Annotated in this window: 20 protein-coding genes and 2 pseudogenes; 17 read left to right on the top strand and 5 right to left on the bottom strand. The window is 74.2% G+C overall.

What is annotated here, in order from left to right; translation table 11 throughout:
- Positions 1-66: 66 nt before the first annotated feature.
- The gene (locus tag M8330_RS09510) at positions 67-879 is read right to left on the bottom strand and encodes an META domain-containing protein (RefSeq protein ID WP_250827126.1); all 813 of its coding nucleotides are present in this window, start codon (positions 877-879) and stop codon (positions 67-69) included.
- Between the two features lie 85 nt (positions 880-964).
- Between M8330_RS09510 and M8330_RS09505 the strand changes: the two genes are divergently transcribed.
- Positions 965-2,374 carry an amidase gene (locus tag M8330_RS09505; RefSeq protein WP_250827125.1) on the top strand — a complete coding sequence of 470 codons (1,410 nt, stop codon included), beginning with the start codon at positions 965-967 and terminating at the stop codon, positions 2,372-2,374.
- Positions 2,375-2,484: 110 nt separating this feature from the next.
- Here M8330_RS09505 and M8330_RS09500 read toward each other — a convergent pair.
- Both M8330_RS09500 and ku read right to left on the bottom strand, forming a co-directional pair.
- A pseudogene (locus M8330_RS09500) lies at positions 2,485-3,225 on the bottom strand (VOC family protein); the annotation flags it as partial.
- Positions 3,225-4,214, bottom strand: a complete 990-nt coding sequence (gene ku, locus M8330_RS09495) for a non-homologous end joining protein Ku (RefSeq protein ID WP_250827124.1) — start codon at positions 4,212-4,214, stop codon at positions 3,225-3,227. The gene ku and the pseudogene M8330_RS09500, both read right to left, overlap by 1 nt.
- 104 nt (positions 4,215-4,318) lie before the next feature.
- Here ku and M8330_RS09490 point away from each other — a divergent pair, with 104 nt between their 5' ends.
- The 7 genes from M8330_RS09490 to M8330_RS09460 all read left to right on the top strand — a co-directional run bounded on the left by M8330_RS09490 (position 4,319) and on the right by M8330_RS09460 (position 10,101).
- Positions 4,319-5,260: an ATP-dependent DNA ligase gene (locus M8330_RS09490; protein WP_250827123.1), complete on the top strand. Its 942-nt coding sequence runs from the start codon at positions 4,319-4,321 to the stop codon at positions 5,258-5,260.
- A 25-nt stretch (positions 5,261-5,285) separates the two neighbouring features.
- Positions 5,286-6,128, top strand: coding sequence for a hypothetical protein (locus M8330_RS09485; protein WP_250827122.1), 843 nt, complete (start codon positions 5,286-5,288; stop codon positions 6,126-6,128).
- A gap of 3 nt (positions 6,129-6,131) precedes the next feature.
- Positions 6,132-7,052, top strand: coding sequence for a non-homologous end-joining DNA ligase (gene ligD / locus M8330_RS09480; protein WP_250827121.1), 921 nt, complete (start codon positions 6,132-6,134; stop codon positions 7,050-7,052).
- 187 nt (positions 7,053-7,239) lie between these two features.
- Positions 7,240-7,755 (top strand): COG1361 family protein, encoded by a 516-nt coding sequence (locus tag M8330_RS09475; RefSeq protein WP_250827120.1) that lies wholly within the window; start codon positions 7,240-7,242, stop codon positions 7,753-7,755.
- Positions 7,756-7,905: 150 nt separating this feature from the next.
- Positions 7,906-8,610, top strand: coding sequence for a response regulator transcription factor (locus M8330_RS09470; protein WP_250827119.1), 705 nt, complete (start codon positions 7,906-7,908; stop codon positions 8,608-8,610).
- Between the two features lie 109 nt (positions 8,611-8,719).
- Entirely contained in the window at positions 8,720-9,481 is a 762-nt protein-coding gene (locus M8330_RS09465) for an HAD-IIA family hydrolase (RefSeq protein WP_250054200.1), read from the top strand.
- 56 nt (positions 9,482-9,537) lie between these two features.
- A complete protein-coding gene (locus M8330_RS09460; protein ID WP_250827118.1) occupies positions 9,538-10,101 on the top strand; it encodes a hypothetical protein in 564 nt (187 codons plus the stop codon).
- Here M8330_RS09460 and M8330_RS09455 read toward each other — a convergent pair.
- Positions 10,064-11,131, bottom strand: a complete 1,068-nt coding sequence (locus M8330_RS09455; RefSeq protein ID WP_250827117.1) for an LLM class flavin-dependent oxidoreductase — start codon at positions 11,129-11,131, stop codon at positions 10,064-10,066. The genes M8330_RS09460 and M8330_RS09455 overlap by 38 nt on opposite strands.
- A gap of 114 nt (positions 11,132-11,245) precedes the next feature.
- On the opposite strand from M8330_RS09455, the gene M8330_RS09450 reads away from it, so the two are divergent.
- Complete coding sequence (locus M8330_RS09450) at positions 11,246-12,154, top strand: ribokinase (RefSeq protein ID WP_250827116.1); 909 nt, start codon at positions 11,246-11,248, stop codon at positions 12,152-12,154.
- 8 nt (positions 12,155-12,162) lie between these two features.
- On the opposite strand, the gene M8330_RS09445 is transcribed toward M8330_RS09450, so the two are convergent.
- Positions 12,163-12,738, bottom strand: coding sequence for a TetR/AcrR family transcriptional regulator (locus tag M8330_RS09445; RefSeq protein WP_250827115.1), 576 nt, complete (start codon positions 12,736-12,738; stop codon positions 12,163-12,165).
- Positions 12,739-12,875: 137 nt separating this feature from the next.
- On the opposite strand from M8330_RS09445, the gene M8330_RS09440 reads away from it, so the two are divergent.
- From M8330_RS09440 to M8330_RS09405, 8 genes and pseudogenes are all read left to right on the top strand, one after another.
- Positions 12,876-13,658 (top strand): SDR family oxidoreductase, encoded by a 783-nt coding sequence (locus M8330_RS09440; RefSeq protein WP_250827114.1) that lies wholly within the window; start codon positions 12,876-12,878, stop codon positions 13,656-13,658.
- A gap of 185 nt (positions 13,659-13,843) precedes the next feature.
- Positions 13,844-15,130 (top strand): TadA family conjugal transfer-associated ATPase, encoded by a 1,287-nt coding sequence (locus tag M8330_RS09435; RefSeq protein WP_250827113.1) that lies wholly within the window; start codon positions 13,844-13,846, stop codon positions 15,128-15,130.
- Positions 15,130-15,783: pseudogene (locus M8330_RS22420) on the top strand (type II secretion system F family protein); the annotation flags it as partial. The gene M8330_RS09435 and the pseudogene M8330_RS22420, both read left to right, overlap by 1 nt.
- A gap of 199 nt (positions 15,784-15,982) precedes the next feature.
- Entirely contained in the window at positions 15,983-16,969 is a 987-nt protein-coding gene (locus tag M8330_RS09425; protein WP_250827112.1) for a type II secretion system F family protein, read from the top strand.
- A gap of 58 nt (positions 16,970-17,027) precedes the next feature.
- Positions 17,028-17,273, top strand: coding sequence for a hypothetical protein (locus M8330_RS09420; protein WP_250827111.1), 246 nt, complete (start codon positions 17,028-17,030; stop codon positions 17,271-17,273).
- Positions 17,270-17,701 carry a TadE/TadG family type IV pilus assembly protein gene (locus tag M8330_RS09415; RefSeq protein WP_250827110.1) on the top strand — a complete coding sequence of 144 codons (432 nt, stop codon included), beginning with the start codon at positions 17,270-17,272 and terminating at the stop codon, positions 17,699-17,701. The genes M8330_RS09420 and M8330_RS09415 overlap by 4 nt, the downstream gene beginning before the upstream one ends.
- Complete coding sequence (locus M8330_RS09410; RefSeq protein WP_250827109.1) at positions 17,698-18,144, top strand: hypothetical protein; 447 nt, start codon at positions 17,698-17,700, stop codon at positions 18,142-18,144. The genes M8330_RS09415 and M8330_RS09410 overlap by 4 nt, the downstream gene beginning before the upstream one ends.
- A complete protein-coding gene (locus tag M8330_RS09405; RefSeq protein WP_250827108.1) occupies positions 18,141-18,620 on the top strand; it encodes a pilus assembly protein TadG-related protein in 480 nt (159 codons plus the stop codon). Before M8330_RS09410 ends, M8330_RS09405 begins: the two co-directional genes overlap by 4 nt.
- Positions 18,621-18,637 lie beyond the last annotated feature (17 nt).

Here is an 18,637-nt window from a genome sequence, read left to right as displayed (position 1 = left end):
GGGCCCGGTCCCACCTGCGGCGCCCGTCCCACCACGGTGGGGCGGGCGCCGTGGCGTCCGGACGGCTCAGCCGACCGCCACCAGGTACAGCTGCGCGGAGCCCGCGTCGAGCACCAGGGAGGACTCGGTGACCTCCCAGGTCAGCGTCCCGGCGCCGAGCACGCCCTGGACGGCCTCGCTGATCTCGGCCTGCGCGGAGGCGGTCGTGCCGACCTGCGTCCTGACCAGACCCCCGAGCGACAGGGTGTCGCCGTCGAGCGTGTAGTCGGAGCTGATGTCGTGGAGGCCGTCACTGCCGGTGAGTCGGCCGTCCTCGAGCGTGAGCTCGGGCATGGTGACCCCGGTGGGGAGGCTGCTGACGACACCGGACTCGCCCGTGCCGCTGCCGATGCCGTCCAGCCGCCAGGTGGTGCCCTCCAGGGCGACGTCGGCGGGGTTGGTCAGCTCCACGACGCCGGCGTCCGAGGTGACGGTCAGGAGGCCGTCGTCCAGGGCGAGGGACGGGCCGGAGGACAGCACGTCGACCAGCCACGTCTCGGCCGCGGCGAGGTCGGCCGGGCAGCCCATCTCGGTCATCGCGAGGTCGCCGACCTCGAGGACGCCCTCGACCAGCGAGACCTGACCCCCGAGGCTGTTGCAGCCGACGCTCGCGCCCAGCTGCTCGCCCTCGAACGTCAGCCGGACCTCGGTGTCGGCCGGTGCCTCGTCGGCGCGCACGCGGGTGCTGGTCCAGGTGCTCCCGTCCAGGTCGGCGAGCGTCACCCACAGGCGCGGGTCGGTGCCCAGGCCGCCGTCGGTCTGCCCCTGCTGCGTGCCGCACCCGACGGCGAGGAGCGCGACGGCCGGCACGAGGACGAGGGAGCGGAGCCGGGTTCTCATGCAGGTGGGACGCGGTGCGTCGCGCCCTGGTTCCCACGGACCGCTTCCCCTGACGGAGGGGGGCCCGCTCGCTAGGTTGCTCGGCATGGCCGACGTGAGCGAGCAGCTGGTGGCGGAGACGGAGACCTGGAGCGCGGTGCGCACCCGTGCGGCCGTGGTCGACGGAGAGGTCACGGCGGCGGCCGTGACCGAGGCGGCGCTGGTGCGGGCGGGGCGGGCCGGGCACCTCAACGCGATCAGCGTCCTGCTGGCCGAGCAGGCGCGGGCCGAGGCCGCGAGTCGCGACGTGGCGCTGGCGGCGGGGGAGGCCCCCGGCCCGCTGCACGGCGTGCCGGTGGTGATCAAGGAGGAGATCGACACCGCGGGGCAGGTCACCACCTTCGGCGGGGACGGCAACAGCACCCCCGCGCCCGCGGACGCCGAGGTGGTGCGGCGGCTGCGCGAGGCCGGCGCGGTGATCCTCGCCCGCACCGCCATGCCCGAGTTCGGCGCGTGGCCCTTCACGGAGTCGGTCTCCCGCGGCATCACCCGCAACCCGTGGAACCCCCGCCGCACCCCGGGCGGCTCCTCGGGCGGCACGGCCGCCCTCGTCGCGGCCGGCGTCGTGCCCGTCGGGATGGGCGGGGACGGGGGCGGTTCGATCCGCATCCCGTCGGCCGCCTGCGGGCTCTTCGGCCTCAAGCCCCAGCGCGGCCGGGTCAGCACGGCACCGCACGAGCACCTGTGGTGGGCACTGGGGACGGCCGGGCCCCTGGCGCGCACGGTCGCCGACAGCGCGCTCATCTACGACGTCGTGCGCGGCCACACCGAGGTCGACCGGTTCCGCGCCGGCGACGTGGGTTCCTTCGTCGAGGCCGCCGAGAAGGAGCCGGGGCGGCTCCGGATCGGCTGGTCCACGGCACCGGTGACGAAGGGCGTGAAGCCCGACCCGGCCCACGTCCGCGCCGTCACCGAGACCGCCGCCGTGCTGGCGGAGCTGGGCCACGACGTCCGCGAGGTCGACCCGGGCTACCCCGACCCGACGCTCGCGTTCGTGCCGCAGTTCTTCGCCGGCATCCGCAGCGAGGCGGCCGGCGTCGAGCACCCCGAGAGGCTCGAGCGTCGCACCCGGGCGACGGTCCGGCTGGGGGCGTGGGTACGACCCGGCGTCCGGGAGTGGGCCATCCGCCGCGGCGAGGAGGTCTCGCGCCGCGCCAACGCCGTCTTCGAGCAGGTCGATGTGCTGCTCACCCCCACCGTCGCCCACCGGCCCCGCGAGGTCGGGGTGCTCGACGGCGTCGGGCCCCTGCGGGCCTCGCTGGCCTCCACCCCGTCGATCGCCTACGCGGCGCTGTGGAACGTGGCCGGCAACCCCGCCGCGTCCGTGCCCACGGGGCTCGGGGCCGACGGGCTGCCCCTCGCCGTGCAGCTCGTGGGGCCCACGGACGGGGAGCCGGTGCTGCTCTCGCTGGCGGCGCAGCTCGAGCGGGCACGCCCCTGGCCCCTCCTGCGCTGACCTGAAAGGTGCTGCCGACTCACCGCCGAGTCGGCAGCACTGTGCTGCCGACTCGCTGGTGGTGGGTGGGGGAGGAGAGGCCAGGCGAGCGACTGCATGACGCGGAACGGCACCCCGTTCGGGTCCAGCAGCGAGCCGATGCGGCCGTAGGGCGTGTCCTCGGCCGGCTGCTCCTCGGAGCCACCGAGCTCGAGGGCCCGCGCGACGGTGGCGTCGGTGTCCTCGACCACCAGGTAGAACTGCCAGCGGGAGGTCTGGTCGACGAGGAACGCGGAGGCGTCCATGATCCCGGCGGCCGCTGCCTCGTCCTTGCCGTGCGTGGTGTAGCGGAAATCGTCGGTGTCGGCCATTGTGTGCGTCGGCCAGCCGATCACGTCGCGGTAGAACGCCACCGTCATCGGGTAGTCCTTCGTCAGCGTCTCGAACCAGCCGGGGGCTCCGGGCTCCGCGACGCGGGAGAAACCGGCGAACGTGCCCGCCTGCCAGAGGCCGAACGCCGCCCCGGAGGGGTCGAGGACCATCGCCATCCGGCCCAGGTAGGCGATGTCGACCGGACCCATCAGGACGGGGCAGCCGGTCTCGGTCACCTTCGCCAGCGTCGCGTCGACGTCCGGGGTGGCCAGGTAGACGGTCCAGGCGTTGGGTGCGCTCGCGTCGCTGCCGTCGTGCGGCATCAGCCCGCAGATCGGCTCGCCGTCGAGGAGCAGCATCCGGTAGCCGCCGAAGTCGGGGGACGCCTCGCCGACCGTCCAGCCGAACAGGTCGGCGTAGAAGGTGGCCGCCTCGTCAGCGCCGGTGGTGAACAGCTCGATCCAGGTGGGGGCGCCGGGCCCCGGGTCGGTGTGCCGCATCAGCTGGCCGCCTTCTTGGTCGTCGACTTCTTGGAGGTGGACTTCGTGGCCGGGGTCTTCTTCGCCGCCGCCTTCGTGGCCGTGGTCTTCCTGGCGGCGGTCTTCTTCGTGGCGGCCTTCTTGGTCGTGCTCCTCCTCGCGGTCGGCTTCTCGTCGGCGCCGTCGTCGGCGGAGTCCTCGGAGGAGTCGGCCGTGTCGTCCTCCCCGCGGGAGGCCTTGGCGGCGTCGACGGAGCGCTGGAGCGCCGCGAGCAGGTCGACGACCTCGCCGGAGGTCTTGGTGGACGTCTCGGTGCGCTGCACCTCGCCGCCCTCGATCTTCGCCTTCACGACCGCCTCGACCGCCTCGGCGTAGTCGTCGGAGAAGTCCTCGGCGTGGAAGTCGCCGGCCAGGGTCTCCACGAGCATCCGAGCCATCTGCACCTCGGCGTCCTTGACCTCGCCGGTCTCCACCGAGAAGTCGGGGGTGCGGATCTCGTCGGGCCACATCATCGTCTGCAGCACGATCACGTCGCCGGCGTCCGTCTCGCGCACCCGCAGGACCGCGGTGGTGGTGCGCTGGCGCAGCGCGACCGTCACCACCGCCACCCGGTCGGACTCGCGCAGCGCCTCGCGCAGCAGCGCGTACGGCTTGGCGCCCGTCTTCTCGGGCTCGAGGTAGTAGGACTTCTCCAGCAGCAGCGGGTCGATCTGGTCGCTGGGCACGAACTTCTCCACCGCGATCTCGCGGGAGGACGTGACGGGCAGGTCGGCCAGGTCGTCGTCGGTGAGCACGACCATCTCGCCGTCCTCGGTCTCGTACCCCTTGGCGATCTCGGAGTAGGCGACCTCCTCGCCGTCCAGCGAGCACAGCCGCTGGTAGCGGATGCGTCCGCCGTCCTTCGCGTGCACCTGCCGGAAGGACACGTCGTGGCTCTCGGTCGCCGAGTACAGCTTCACCGGCACGCTGACCAGGCCGAAGGAGACCGCGCCCTTCCAGATCGCTCGCATGCACGGCAGTCTGCCCGGTCCCGCCGACCACGTCACCGTCCACCCGAGGGGTTCGCCCTCCCGGCCGCTGCGGGGAGGGCGGGGCGGAGGGGCAGGATGGGCGGGTGATCCCGTACCTGCCCATGCTCGCCGCCAAGGCCGACCCGGTGCCCGTCGGCGAGGAGTGGGTGCACGAGGTCAAGTGGGACGGGGTGCGCACCATCGCGCAGGTCGGGGCCTCCGGCCCGGGCGCGGACGACGGCGTGGCGACGTGGACGCGCAACGGCAACTCCTCCACGCTCGCCTGGCCCGACGTCGTCGCGGCCGCCCCCGACGCCGATCTCGTCGTCGACGGCGAGGTGATCGCCCTCAACGGGGCGGGCCTGCCGGACTTCCGGGTGCTCCAGGAGCGCATGCACGTGCGCCGTGCCGCGACGGCGGCCCGGCTGGCCGCCGGGCTGCCGGCGACGTTCATGGTCTTCGACCTGCTGCGGCTCGAGGGCGAGGACCTCACCGGCCGCCCGCTGCTGGAGCGCCGGGCGCTGCTCGCCGAGGCGCTGGCCGGCAGCGGCTGGGCGGTGCCCGAGCACTACGACGACGGCGCGATGCTGCTCGAGGCCACGCGCAGCCAGGGCCTGGAGGGCGTCGTCGCCAAGCGCCGCACCAGCACCTACCGCCCCGGCGAGCGCAGCCCGCACTGGCGCAAGCTCGCCCACCGGCACCGGGGCAGCTACGTCGTGGGCGGCTGGCGGCCGCAGGAGGGCAGCACCGACCGGCTCGCCGCGCTCCTCGTGGGCGAGCCCACGCCCGACGGACTGGCCTACCGTGGGCGTGTGGGCAGTGGGATCGGACCGCGGGCGAGCCGGCTACTGACCGAGCTCGTCACCGGGCTCGGACGAGGCGCCAGCCCGTTCGCGGACGAGGTCCCGCGGGTCGACGCGACCGGCACGACCTGGGTCGAGCCGGTGCTGGTCGTCGACGTCGAGACCCACGGGTCCGGGCACACCCGGCTGCGCCAGCCGTCGCTGGTCGCGGTCCGCACCGACCTCACGCCCGACGACCTCTGACCCACCTCCGATCTCGGGAGACACGATGAGCACCCCCCGCACCAGCCACCCCGGCCACCGGTCCGGCACCGGCCGCAGCACCGGCCGGGCCGTCGTCCTGCTGGCCCTCGTGCTCGGCCTGCTCGGCGCCGGCCCCGTCGCGCCGACCTCCGCCGCCCCGACCGCGCCCTCGGGCACGGTCGCGGCCACCGACCTCGCGGCCACGGACCTCGCCGCGGCCGGCACCCTGACGTCGGCCAGGAAGAACCGCACGGTCCGGCTGGGAGGGGTGCGCGTGCGCCTGCGCCGCGGCACGACCCAGGTGATCACGGTCAACCGCCGCTCCGGCATCCACGCGACCGTCGCGTTCTGGCGCCGCACCGACGACGGCTGGCAGCGGCGGATGAAGGCCCGCGACGGCCGCATCGGCTACGGCGGCCTGGTCGGCCCGACGAAGCGTGAGCAGGGCACCGGCACGACCCCGGTGGGCACCTACCGGCTGCCGTTCGCGTTCGGCACCCGCAAGGAGCGGGACAACTGGCAGCTGGACTACCGCAGGATCAAGGCCGGCGACTACTGGGTGCAGGACAACGAGTCCGACTACTACAACGAGTACCGCAACAAGCGCCGCGGTGGCTTCCGCTGGTGGCTGAGCTGCTCCGACCCCGACTGCTCCGAGCGGCTGGCCGACTACCCGACCGAGTACGAGTACGCCGTGGTGGTCAACTACAACGCGGGCAAGGTGCGCCACCGCGGCGCCGGGATCTTCCTGCACGTCAACGGCGACGGCGCCACGGCCGGCTGCGTGAGCGCCCCCCGCTGGTTCCTGCGCGGCGCCCTGGCCCGGCTCGACGACCGCGGCACCCCCGTGATCGCGATCGGGGGCTGACGCGTGGCCGGTGGCGAGGAGGTGCACGTCGAGGTCGAGGGCCGCACCCTGCGGATCTCCAACCTCGACAAGGTGCTCTACCCGCGCACCGGCACCACCAAGGGCGAGGTCCTGCACTACTACGCCCAGGTCGCCCCCGTGCTGCTGCCGCACCTGGCCGGCCGCGCGATCACCCGCATCCGGTGGCCGCACGGCGTCGGCGACGCCTCCTTCTACGAGAAGAACGCGCCACGCGGGACGCCGTCGTGGGTCCGGGTCGTCAGCGTGCCGACCACCGGCTCCCGCGGGGAGTCCCGGCACGGCGACACCCTGGAGATGCCGGTCGTCGACTCGCTCGCCACGCTGACCTGGCTGGCCAACCTGGCCGCGCTCGAGCTGCACGCCCACCAGTGGCAGGTCTCCGCCACCGGCCGTCCCCGCCGGGCGGACCGGCTGGTCGTCGACCTCGACCCCGGTGAGGACGCCGGCCTCCAGCAGTGCTGCCAGGTGGCTCTCGAGGTGCGCGACCGGCTCGACGGCGCGGGCCTGGAGGTGGTGCCGGTGCTCTCCGGCAGCAAGGGCCTGCACCTGTACGCCCCCCTGCGGCCGCGCCGCGCCTCCGAGGACGCCACGGCCGTCGCCAAGGAGCTGGCCGAGGGTCTCGCCCGCGACCACCCGCGCCTCGTGACGGCCACGATGACCAAGACACGCCGAGTCGGGCGCGTCTTCCTGGACTGGTCGCAGAACGCCGCGTCCAAGACCACGGTGAGCCCCTACTCGCTGCGCGGGCGGGACCGACCGACCGTCGCGGCCCCCGTCACGTGGGCCGAGGTGGAGGCCGGCGCCGAGGACCCGCTGGGCCTGGAGCAGGTGACGCTCGGCGAGACGCTGGCCCGGGTCGCCGAGCACGGCGACCTCGCCGCGGCGCTCGTCCCCACCCGCTGAGGCGGCGGTGCGGCGCGGGCCGCTCGCGCAGCTCGGAGCACACCTGCGCACACGTGTTACCGAACCGTGGACCGGTGGTGGCGCCAACGTGGCGGCGCTGTGCGGGGTCGGCTCCTAGCGTGGTCGTACCGACCAGGCAGCAGACCGGGAGACGCCCGGCGAGGTCGGCCGCAGGAGGTGTCCCCCCATGACCACCGTGCCCGTTCCCGGCCAGGTCCTCCACGCCCGCACGCTCCGGGTGCTCGCCGTCCCGGCGGCCGTCGTCGCGGTGTTCGCGCTGGCCGTGTGGATCTCCGGCACCCCGCTGCGCGCCCCCGGGTCGCCCGAGGGCGCGGTCACCCTGGCGACGGAGGGCTCCGCCGCCGTCCTCACCGTCGCGGCCCTCCAGCCGGGGGAGTCGATGACGCGGTCGGTCTCGATCAGCAACGCCGGCCCGGAGGAGGCCCGTCTCTCGCTCACCGAGAGTGGTGCGGCCACGGACGCCGCGGACGGCGCGCTGTGGCTGGAGATCCGCCGCGACGGGCAGCAGGTGTACGCCGGAGCGTTCGGCGCGATGGCCGACTTCACCACCGACCAGGGCACGCTCGCGGCGGGCGCGGAGGCCACGTTCACCTTCACCGTCTCGCTGCCGGAGAGCGCACCGGCGCTCACCGAGGACGACGCCCCCGCCGTCGTCCGCTACACCCTCGGGACGACCTCCTGAGAGGTGGTGCTAGCAGACCCCGCCCGGCGGTGGAAAGTATCGGCAAGGGCGTCTTGACCAGGCACGATGCGACGTCGCAACGGCGTCGGAGGCGGTCTCGGATCGGGCGTACGTGGCCCGGCCGACGCCGCGTGCCTCTATGCTCGGGCCATGGCTCAGCGGGTGCTCGTGGTGGAGGACGAGGAGGACATCGCCTTCCCCCTCGTCCGGACGCTGGAGCGTGAGGGCTACGACGTCTCCTGGGTCGACTCCGGCGAGCGTGCGCTGGCCGACCTCGAGGGGGTCGCCGCGGACGTGGTGATCCTCGACCTCGGCCTGCCCGACATGGACGGCCTCGAGGTCTGCCGCCGCGCCCGCGAGAGCGGCTTCGGTGGGGCGATCATGATCGTCACGGCCCGCGCCGCCGAGCTGGACCGCGTGGTCGGGCTCGACTACGGCGCCGACGACTACCTCTCCAAGCCGTTCGGCCTGGCCGAGCTCCAGGCGCGCGTGCGCGCGCTCCTGCGCCGCACCCAGAACGGCTTCGCGCCCGCCGTGCCCGAGGACCCCAACGGCCTGCGCATCGATGCGGCCGCGCGCCGCGTGTACGCGGGCGACCAGGAGGTCCCGCTGACCGGCAAGGAGTTCGAGGTGCTCAGCATCCTCGCCTCCCACCGCGACAAGGTGGTCTCCCGCGGCCGGCTGATGGCCGACGTGTGGGACGAGAACTGGTACGGCTCCACCAAGACCCTCGACGTCACCATCGGGCGGCTGCGGCAGAAGCTCGAGTCGGTCGGCGTGACCGACAAGGTGGTCGCGGTCCGCGGGGTCGGCTTCCGGCTCGAGGCGGGGCAGGTCCAGGCCACCTCGGGGTGATGCCTGCGCCGCGCGCGGAGTCGCTAGCGTCGCGCCCGTGACGAAGAGCGAGAAGAAGGACGACGGCAGCGACCGCGGCACCCGACCGGTCGAGACCTGGCTGACCGACATGGACGGCGTGCTCGTCCACGAGGAGGAGGCCATCCCCGGGGCGGCGGACTTCATCGACCGGCTCCGCGAGTCCGACTGCTCCTTCATGGTGCTGACGAACAACTCGATCTTCACCCCGCGCGACCTGTGCGCCCGCCTCTCGCGCAGCGGCATCGAGGTGCCCGAGGAGGCGATCTGGACCTCCGCGCTGGCCACCGCCCAGTTCCTGCACGAGCAGCGGCCCGGTGGCTCGGCCTACGTCGTCGGCGAGGCCGGCCTGACCACCGCGCTGCACGAGGTCGGCTACGTCATCACCGACGAGGACCCGGACTACGTGGTGCTCGGCGAGACCCGCACCTACTCCTTCGAGGCGATCACCCGGGCGATCCGGCTGCTGGAGAAGGGCGCCCGCTTCATCGCCACCAACCCCGACGCGTCCGGCCCGAGCCGCGAGGGCAAGCTGCCCGCCACCGGGTCCGTCGCGGCGCTCATCGCGACCGCCACCGGTCGTCAGCCCTACTACGTGGGCAAGCCGAACCCGATGATGATGCGCTCGGCGCTGAACAAGCTGGACGCGCACTCGGAGACCACGGTGATGGTCGGCGACCGGATGGACACCGACGTGAAGGCCGGCCTGGAGACGGGCCTGCGCACCGTGCTGGTGCTCTCCGGATCGACCACCCAGGAGGAGGCCGACATCCACCCCTACGGCGCCACCCGGGTCTTCGACTCGGTGGCCGACCTCGTCGACCTCGTCGGGAAGCCGTTCCCCACCGACTGACACCCGGTGCGCCCGGTGCACCCGGCGTCGCCCCCGGGTGCACTACCGTGCTCGACATGATGGTCCTGACGCCCCTGCGCTGGGTGCTCGCCTGGCTGCTGCTCGTCGTCGCCGACTTCCGGGTGAACGGCTTCGACCTGCTGCCCGACGCCCTGGGCTGGTTCGTCGCGGGCGCGCTGCTGCTCTCGCTCGGGTCGTTCCAGGCCTGGTTCACCGCCGCCGGGTGGGTGGCGCTGACCGCGGGCGCGCTCAGCCTGCTCGAGTACGTCGGCCTCGACGGCGGGGCGCTGGTCGGGGTGCTCGACTCGCTCGCGCAGACCGCCCTGGTGTGGACCACGGCGACGGCGGTCGTGGCGCTGGTGCCGCCGCTCGCCGGGGAGGGGCGGGTGCTGCGCTGGTACTCGGTCGGCACCCTCGTCCTGCTGTCACCGGTGGTGCTGCTGGACGGCGCCGTCGCCCCGCTGGGCCTGGGCGGCAACGTCGTGGTCGGCCTCGGCGCGGCCGCGTTCATCCTGGTCGAGGTGATCTGGTCCGTGAGCTACCTCTGGCGGGCCGCCGGCCGACCGGTCGACCCGCGGCTGGTCAGCCCTGGGCCAGCAGCTCCCGCACCCGGGGGATGACCTCGGTGCCGTAGAGGCGCACCGACTCCATCCGCTGCTCGTGCGGCAGCGCGCCGACGGAGTACTTCAGCTGGAAGCGGGAGAGCCCCAGCTCGCGGCAGGCCCAGGCGATCTTCTGGGCCACGGTCTCGGGGGAGCCGACGAACATGGCGCCGGTGGGCGAGGCGCCCTGCTCGAAGGCGATCCGCGAGTAGGGGCCCCAGCCGCGCTCGCGGCCGAGGCGCTCGTAGAGGTCCTTCTGGTGCGGGAACAGCTGCTCGCGGGCCAGCTCGTCGGTGGCGGCCACGTGGCCGGGGGAGTGCATGCCGATCGGCAGCAGCTCCTGCCCGGACTCGGCCAGCGCGCGACGGTAGAGGTCGGCGAACGGCACGAACTGGCCGGGAGAGCCGCCGATCACGGCGAGCACCAGCGGCATCCCGAAGGACGCGGCGCGCACGACCGACTGCGGGGAGCCGCCGACGGCGATCCACGCCGGCACGCCGGCCTCGGTGCGCGGGTGCACGGTCTGGTTGCTCAGCGGTGCCCGCTTCGAGCCGTTCCAGGTGACCGGCTGCTCGCGCTGGAGGGCGTGGAAGAGCTCGACCTTCTCGTGGAAGAGCACCTCGTAGTCGTCCAGGTCGTAGCCGAACAGCGGGAAGGACTCGATGAAGGAGCCGCGGCCCAGCTGCACCTCGGCGCGGCCGTGCGAGATGGCCTGGAGGGTGGCGAAACGCTGGTAGACGCGCACCGGGTCGTCGGAGGAGAGCACGGTGACGCCGGTGCCCAGCCGTAGGCGCTCGGTCTGCCCGGCGATCGCGGCCAGGACGACGTCGGGCGCGCTGATCGCGTAGTCGGGGCGGTGGTGCTCGCCCAGGCCGAGGTAGTCGACGCCGACCTGGTCGGCCAGCACCGCCTCGGCGACGGTCTCGCGGATGGCCTCGGCCTGGTGCTGGGGCCAGCCGTCGGCCTCGCGGCCCACGTCGCCGAAGGTGTCCAGCCCGAGCGTGGGGTGCTCGGGGGAGCCGAGGACCGACAGATCAAGTGCGTTCACATTCAACGACTCTACGCGGGTGTCGTGGACGTGGCGGACACCCCCGTCGTGACGCCGCGCCGGTCACCTCGGTGAGTGCGGTGCGTCACCACCGCCCTGCCTAGGGTGGGGCACGTGAGCACCGGAGCCCCCGTCGTGTCCGTCGTCGGCAGCCTCAACGCGGACCGGGTGCTGCGCGTGCCCGACCTGCCGCGCGGCGGCCAGACCGTCACCGCCCTGCGCACCCGCACCCTGCCCGGCGGCAAGGGGGCGAACCAGGCCGTGGCGCTGGCGCGGCTCGGGTGCCACGTCCGGATGCTCGGGGCGGTGGGCCACGACCCGGACGCCACGCTGCTGCGCTCGGCGCTGCGCCAGGAGCGGATCGACGTCGAGGGCCTCCAGGAGGTCGCAGGCCCCAGTGGCGGCGCGACCGTGCTGGTCGACCAGGCGGGCGAGAACGTCATCGTGGTGACACCGGGCGCCAACGCCCAGGTGGACGCCGACGAGGTGCTCGGCCGGCTCGCCGGCGCCGGGCCCGTCGACGTGCTGCTGCTCCAGCTCGAGCTGCCCGTGGCCGCCGTGGAGAAGGTGGCCCGCGAGGCCCGTGGCATGACGCAGCGGATCGTGCTCAACGCCGCCCCCGCCACCGAGCTCTCCCACGACCTGCTGGGGCTGGTGGACGTGCTGGTGGTCAACGAGCACGAGGCGCGCGAGCTGACCGGGCTGGCCGACCCGACCCGCGCGGTCACCCGTCTCGCCGCCCAGGTGCGCGAGCTGGCGGTGGTCACCCTCGGCAGCCGTGGCGGGCTCTACGCCGGCGTCGTCGCCGGTGAGTTCTCCGCCGTCGCCGCCGACCAGGTGGCCGACACCACCGGCGCCGGGGACTGCTTCGTGGCGGCGCTGTGCGACGGCCTCGCCCGGTGCGCGGACGCCGCCTCGGACCTGCCCGGCGTCCTCGACCGCGCCGCCCGCGCCGCCGCGCTCTGCGTCGGCCGGCACGGTGCGCAGCCCGCGATGCCCACCCGCGCCGAGCTCGACGACTGACCTGCGGCCTACCCCCGCGGCACCTGCTGCACGAGCGAGACCAGCTCCTCCTCGGTGGGCACGCACCGGTCGAGCAGCACGCGCAGCAGCAGGTAGCCGGACCAGGAGTCCATGAGCAGGTCGGCCCGCCAGCCCTCGCTGAGCGCGCCGGCCTCGCGCCAGCGCTGGACGACCTCGATGCCGTGCTCGCTGCGGCGGCGCAGCAGGTCGCCGAGGTGGCGCTGGCCCTCGTCGCCCCACTCGGCGATCGCGCTCGCGACCACCGAGGGGTCGCCGAGCAGCAGGAGCATGCCCAGGGTGTCGTGCAGGTGGGCCAGCAGGTCCCCGTCCACGTCGCCGGTGTCGATGGCGGGCACCGTGGTCAGCTCCGGGGTGAACGCGGCGGTGATGACGGCCGCCCGGTGGGGCCAGCGCCGGTAGAGGGACGCCTTGCCGACCCCGGCGGCGGCGGCGATCCGGTCCATGGTCACCGCGTGGTAGCCGAGGTCGCGCACGAGCGTGCGGGTCGCCTCCAGCACCTTCTCGTCGAGCGCGGCGTCACGGGGACGTCCTCGACCGGGCCGGGCGCTGGGTGGTGTCTGCATCGCACGTCAGCCTAGGCGCTCGCTGTGCCGGCGGCCGCTGGTCCGGACCTCCGGAATATCGAGACTGACTGTATCGTTAATATCTCCGTGTGGGGCCCGTCACGGTGACGAGCCCGTCTTCCCAGGAGGTTCCAGCGATGCAGCGCTTCACCCACAAGGCCGTCCTCATCACCGGTGGCGGCTCCGGCCTCGGCCGCGCGGCCGCCGTCCGGCTGGCCGAGGAGGGCGCCTCGCTCGCCCTCGTCGACGTCAGCGAGAAGGGCCTGGCCGAGACCGCCGCGGCCGTCGCCAAGGTGGCCCCGGACGCCACGGTCCTGACGATCACCGCCGACGTCTCCGACGAGGAGCAGGTCAAGGCCTACGTCGACCGCACCGTCGCCGAGCTCGGCAGCATCGACGGCTTCTTCAACAACGCCGGCATCGAGGGCAAGCAGGACCTCACCGAGGACTTCGGCGTCGACGTCTTCGACAAGGTCGTCTCCATCAACCTGCGCGGCGTCTTCCTCGGCCTCAAGCACGTGCTCGCCCAGATGAAGAAGCAGGGCTCCGGCATGGTGCTCAACACCGCCTCGGTCGGCGGCATCCGCGGCGTGGGCAACCAGTCGGGCTACGCGGCCGCCAAGCACGGCGTGGTCGGCCTGACCCGCAACTCGGGCGTCGAGTACGGCGCGTTCGGCGTCAACGTGAACGCGATCGCCCCCGGCGTCATCCTCACGCCGATGGTTGAGGCGTCCTTCCGCCAGCTCGACCCGGAGAACCCCGAGGAGGCCGGCAAGGCCTTCGTGCAGGTGAACCCGAAGCAGCGCTGGGGCCAGCCCGAGGAGGTCGCCTCCGTGGTGGCGTTCCTGCTCTCCGAGGACGCGGCGTTCATCAACGCCACCACCATCCCGGTCGACGGCGGGCAGTCCGAGAAGTACTGAGGTGGTCATCGCGGAGCCCGGGACGCACCAGGTGCGTGCCGGGCTCCGCGATCCCTGCGGAGCGGGTTGTCCCCAGGCCTGGGGATCGGGTGTGTAGGCGTTCTTTACCCGGGGTAGAAGGGTCGGGCACGGCGTCGCCCTGTTCCTGACGGGGCGACCGACGACTCCTTTCGGGACGGAGCCGCATGACCCCCTCGACCACGACCGACCTCACCTCCTCCGCGGCTGCCCCTGCGCGCACGGACGCGGCGCTGGTGGAGCAGCTGGACGCCGAGCTGCGGGTGCTGGTGCGCCGTGAGGGCGTGGACCCGCAGGTGGAGTCCGCCGTGGTGCGGCGCCTCGCGACCTCGCTGGTGCGTGCCCACGACGAGCGTTCACTGACGGGAGCGGTGGCGCCGGTCGACGACGTCGAGGCGCTGGTGGCCGAGCTGGTCGCGCGGGTCAGCGGGTTCGGTCCGCTGCAGCCGCTGCTGGACGACCCGGAGGTCGAGGAGGTCTGGATCAACGACCCCTCCCGGGTGTTCGTGGCCCGCCGGGGGCGCCACGAGCTGACCAACCTGCGGCTGACCCGCGGGCAGGTCGACGAGCTGGTCGAGCGGATGCTGAAGAGCTCCGGGCGCCGGATCGACCTGTCCCGGCCCTTCGTGGACGCGATGCTGCCCGAGGGGCACCGGCTGCACGTGGTGCTGGAGGGCATCAGCCGCGGGTTCTCGGCGGTGAACATCCGCAAGTTCGTGCTCCGCGCGGCGCGCACCGCCGACCTGGTCGAGCTGGGCAGCCTCACCAGCGAGGCCGCCGCCTTCCTCGAGGCGTCCGTGCGCGCGGGGCTGAACGTCCTGGTGGCCGGCGGAACCCAGGCAGGCAAGACCACGATGCTCAACGCCCTGAGCGCCGCGATCCCGGGAGGGGAGCGCGTCATCACCGCCGAGGAGGTTTTCGAGCTGCGGTTCGCGCACCCGGACTGGGTGGCGATGCAGACCCGCCAGGCGGGGCTCGAGGGCACCGGCGAGGTGACCCTGCGCGACCTGGTGAAGGAAGCGCTGCGAATGCGCCCCAACCGACTCATCGTCGGCGAGGTGCGCGCCGCCGAGTGCCTCGACCTCGTGCTGGCGCTCAACGCCGGGCTGCCCGGCATGTGCACCCTGCACGCCAACTCCGCCCGCGAGGCGCTGCTGAAGATGTGCACGCTGCCCCTGCTGGCCGGCGAGAACATCTCCAGCCGGTTCGTGGTCCCCACGGTCGCCACGTCGGTGGACCTCGTCGTCCACCTCGGCCTCGACCCCCGCGGACGACGGCACGTCAACGAGATCGTCGCGGTGCCGGGCCGTGCCGAGGGCGACGTGATCGAGACCGAGCCGATCTTCACCCGCCGTGGCGGGCAGCTCGTGCGGGCGCACGGCACCCCGCCGCGTCCGGAGCGCTTCGAGCGGCTGGGCATCGACGTGCACGCGCTGCTGGCGGGTGGTCGCTGATGGGCGCCCTCGTCGGTCTCGGGGTCGGCCTGGGTCTGCTGCTCGTCTGGTCGGCGTTCGCCGTGCCGCGCGCGGAGAAGCCGAGCGAGCCGCCGGGCCCGGGGCGCGTCGAGCGGCTCCTGGCCTCCGCCGGCCTGCGGGAGGTCTCGCCCCGCGGGTTCGTGGCGTTGTGCGCCGGGCTCGGCCTGGTCGTCGCCCTGGTCGTCTGGGTCGTCACCCTCACCCCGCCCGTGGCGCTGGCCTTCGGCGCCCTGGCCTCCTACCTGCCGGTCGGCATCGTCTCGGGGCGCGCGACCCGCCGCCAGCGCGAGCTGGCCGAGGTCTGGCCCGAGGCGGTGGACGACCTGTCCTCCGCCGTCCGCGCGGGCATGTCGCTGCCCGACGCCCTCGGCGCGCTCGGCGTCCGCGGGCCCGAGGCCCTGCGCCCCGCGTTCACCTCCTTCGCGCTCGACTACCAGGTCTCCGGACGCTTCGGGGACTGCCTCGACCGGCTGAAGGCCGACCTCGCCGACCCCGTCGGCGACCGGGTGCTCGAGGGCCTGCGCGTCGCCCGCGAGGTGGGTGGCGGCGACCTGGGTCGCCTGCTGCGCAATCTCTCGACCTTCCTGCGCGAGGACGCCCGGACCCGGTCCGAGCTGGAGTCCCGCCAGGCCTGGACGGTCAACGGCGCCCGCCTCGCGGTCGCGGCGCCGTGGCTGGTGCTGCTGCTGATGTCGGGCAACCCCGACCTCATGCGCGCCTACTCCACGCCGACCGGCGCGATCATCCTGGCGGTCGGGGCGGGCGCCTGCGTGCTCGCCTACCGCGTGATGATGCGCGTGGGCCGGCTGCCCGGGAGAAGCGGGTGCTGGCATGACCGACTCCCTCCTGGTCCCGCTGCTGGCTCCGCTGGTGGTGCTCGACCCGGCCGTCGTCGGGGGCCTGCTCGGCGGCACGGCCGCCGCCGGCGTCATCCTCGCCGTGGGCCGGGTGCGCGCGTTGCGCCGCCCGCAGCTCTCCGTGCGGGTGCTGCCCTACGTCCGCGACCTGCCGCAGGTCGGCCGCGCGCCGTTGCCCGGCGTCGCCCCGGCGTCCCGGACGTCGGCCCTGGTCGGTGTCTTCGGGCCGCCGGTGCGCTCCGCGGCCGCGCTGGTCGAGCGGGTGCTCGGTGGCAGCGCGTCCGTCCGGCGGCGCCTGGACCGGGCGGGCCTGGAGCAGAGCGTGCACGACTTCCGCGTCGAGCAGGTGCTGTGGGGCCTGGCCGCGTTCACCGTCGCGGCCGGCGTCGGGCTCGTGCGGACCCTGGCGGACCCCGGCTCGGTGCTCGGTGCGGTGGCCCTGTGCGCCGTCGCGCTGGCCCTCGGCGTGCTCGGCCGCGACTGGTGGTTGGGGCAGCAGGTCACCAAGCGCGAGCGACTGGTGCTCGCGGAGCTGCCGACGCTGGCCGAGCTGCTCTCGCTCGCGGTCGCGGCGGGGGAGAGCCCCGTCGGCGCACTGTCCCGCGTGGTGGCCCGCTCCCGCGGCGCCTTCTCCGAGGACCTCGCCGTGGTGCTCGGCGAGATCCGCACCGGCGCGCCCGTCGCCCAGGCCTTCGACCGGCTCGCCGCCCGCACCGGGCTGCCGGCCGTGGCCCGGTTCGCCCAGGGCATCGCCACCGCGGTCGAGCGCGGCACGCCGCTGGCCGACGTGCTGCACGCCCAGGCCGCCGACGTGCGGGAGTCCGGGCGCCGCACCCTCATCGAGTCAGCCGCACGCCGCGAGGTGCTGATGATGGTGCCGGTCGTCTTCCTCGTCCTGCCCGTCACGGTGCTCTTCGCCTTCTACCCCGGCCTCATCGGCCTGAGCCTCAGCGTCACCTGACCTGGCTCCCTGTGTCCGGCCCCGCTCGCGGGGCGTCTCTCGGGAAAGGAACACCCCCATGCACGACGACCGCACCGCCCCTCGCCGCTCCGCGGCGTTCCTCACCAGCCTGCGGGTCGCCCTGGCCGGCCTGCTGGTCCTGGCCGCAGCCTCCGACGGCGGCGCCCGCCGCGACGACCGCGGTGACGTGCCCGGCTGGGTCATGGTCACGGTCATGACCGCCGGCATCGTCGCAGCGATCAGCGCCTTCGCCGGCCCGGTCATGGCCGACATGGTGCGGGCGGCGCTCGACTCGGTGCAGTGAGCGCACCGCACGACCGGCGCCCTGCCCGAGACCGGGCCACGTCGAGGAGGCGGCGCGGCCAGCGTGGCTCCGCCGTCGTCGACTTCGTGCTGGTCCTCGCGGTGGTGCTCCCGCTCGTGCTCGGCATCCTCCAGCTGGCGCTGACGCTGTTCGTGCGCAACACGCTCGCCTCGGCCGCCTCCGACGGTGCCCGCTACGGGGCCGTGGTGGGGCGCGGGCCCGAGGACGCGCGCGCCCGGACGGTGAGCCAGGCGTCGTCGGTGGTCTCGGGTCGGTTCGCCGACGACGTGAGCGCGGACGTCGTGTCCGTCGACGGCGCACCCACCGTCGTGGTCACCGTGCGGGCCGAGGTGCCCGCGCTGGGCATCGGTGGGCCGGCCGTGGCCTTCGAGGTCTCGGGCAGCGCCGTGCAGGAGACGGAGCAGTGACCGCCCGCGGGGAGCGTCGAGGCCGCGGCGACCGCGGCAGTGCCGTCATCGAGCTGACCTGGCTGGTGATCCTGCTGCTGGTGCCGCTCATCTGGTTCCTGCTCTCGGTCTTCGAGGTGCAGCGCGGCGCGTTCGCGGTCGAGTCCGCGGCGCGCTCGTCGGCGCGCGCCTACGTGCTCGCGGGCGACGACGCGGCCGGTGCCGAGGCGGGGCGGGCGGCCGCCGTCCGGGCCCTGGCCGACCAGGGCGTGGAGAACAGCGCGGACGTGTCCTTCGACTGCGGCGGCTACGCCGACTGCCACTCGGGCACCGCGGTGGTGACGGTGGTGGTGGAGAGCCGGGTCGACCTGCCCTTCCCCGACCTGTTCGGTGTCGGGCCCACGTTCGCGGTGGCGGCCACGCACGCGGTGCCGGTGGGCCGCTACCAGGAGGTGACCCGGTGAACTCTGTCAGTGGGGTGAGCACGGTGGGCGAGCCTCGGGCGAGGAGGAAGGACGACGCCGGCCAGACCACGGTGCTGGTGGTGGGGTTCCTGGTGGTGCTGCTGGGGGCGGTGGCGATCGTGACCGACGCCAGCGCGGCCTACCTGCAGCGCTCGGGGCTCTCGACGCTGGCCGACGGGGCGGCGCTGTACGGGGCGGACGCGGGGGCGGCCGGCACGTCGCTGTACACCGAGGGGGTTCCGGAGGGTGCGTTGCCGGTGGACGCGGACGCGGCGCGGGCGGGTGTGGCGTCCTACCTGGACCAGGTGGGGGCGACGTCGGAGTACCCGGGTCTGAGCGCGGAGGTCTCGGTCAGTGGTGACACCGTCCTGGTGCGGTTGCGCGCGCCGCTGGACCTGCCGCTGACGGTGCCGGGCGGACCCGGCGAGGCGACGGTCGCGGCGGAGGGCTCGGCGTCCACCACCACGGACGGCTGAGGCGGGCGCACCGTAGG

It is taken from the genome of Nocardioides bruguierae (assembly GCF_023656415.1).
In the GTDB taxonomy this organism is placed as follows: domain Bacteria; phylum Actinomycetota; class Actinomycetes; order Propionibacteriales; family Nocardioidaceae; genus Nocardioides; species Nocardioides bruguierae.
The sequence above is the reverse complement of the archived record's forward strand: the minus strand, read 5'-3'. Positions and strand labels throughout refer to the sequence as shown.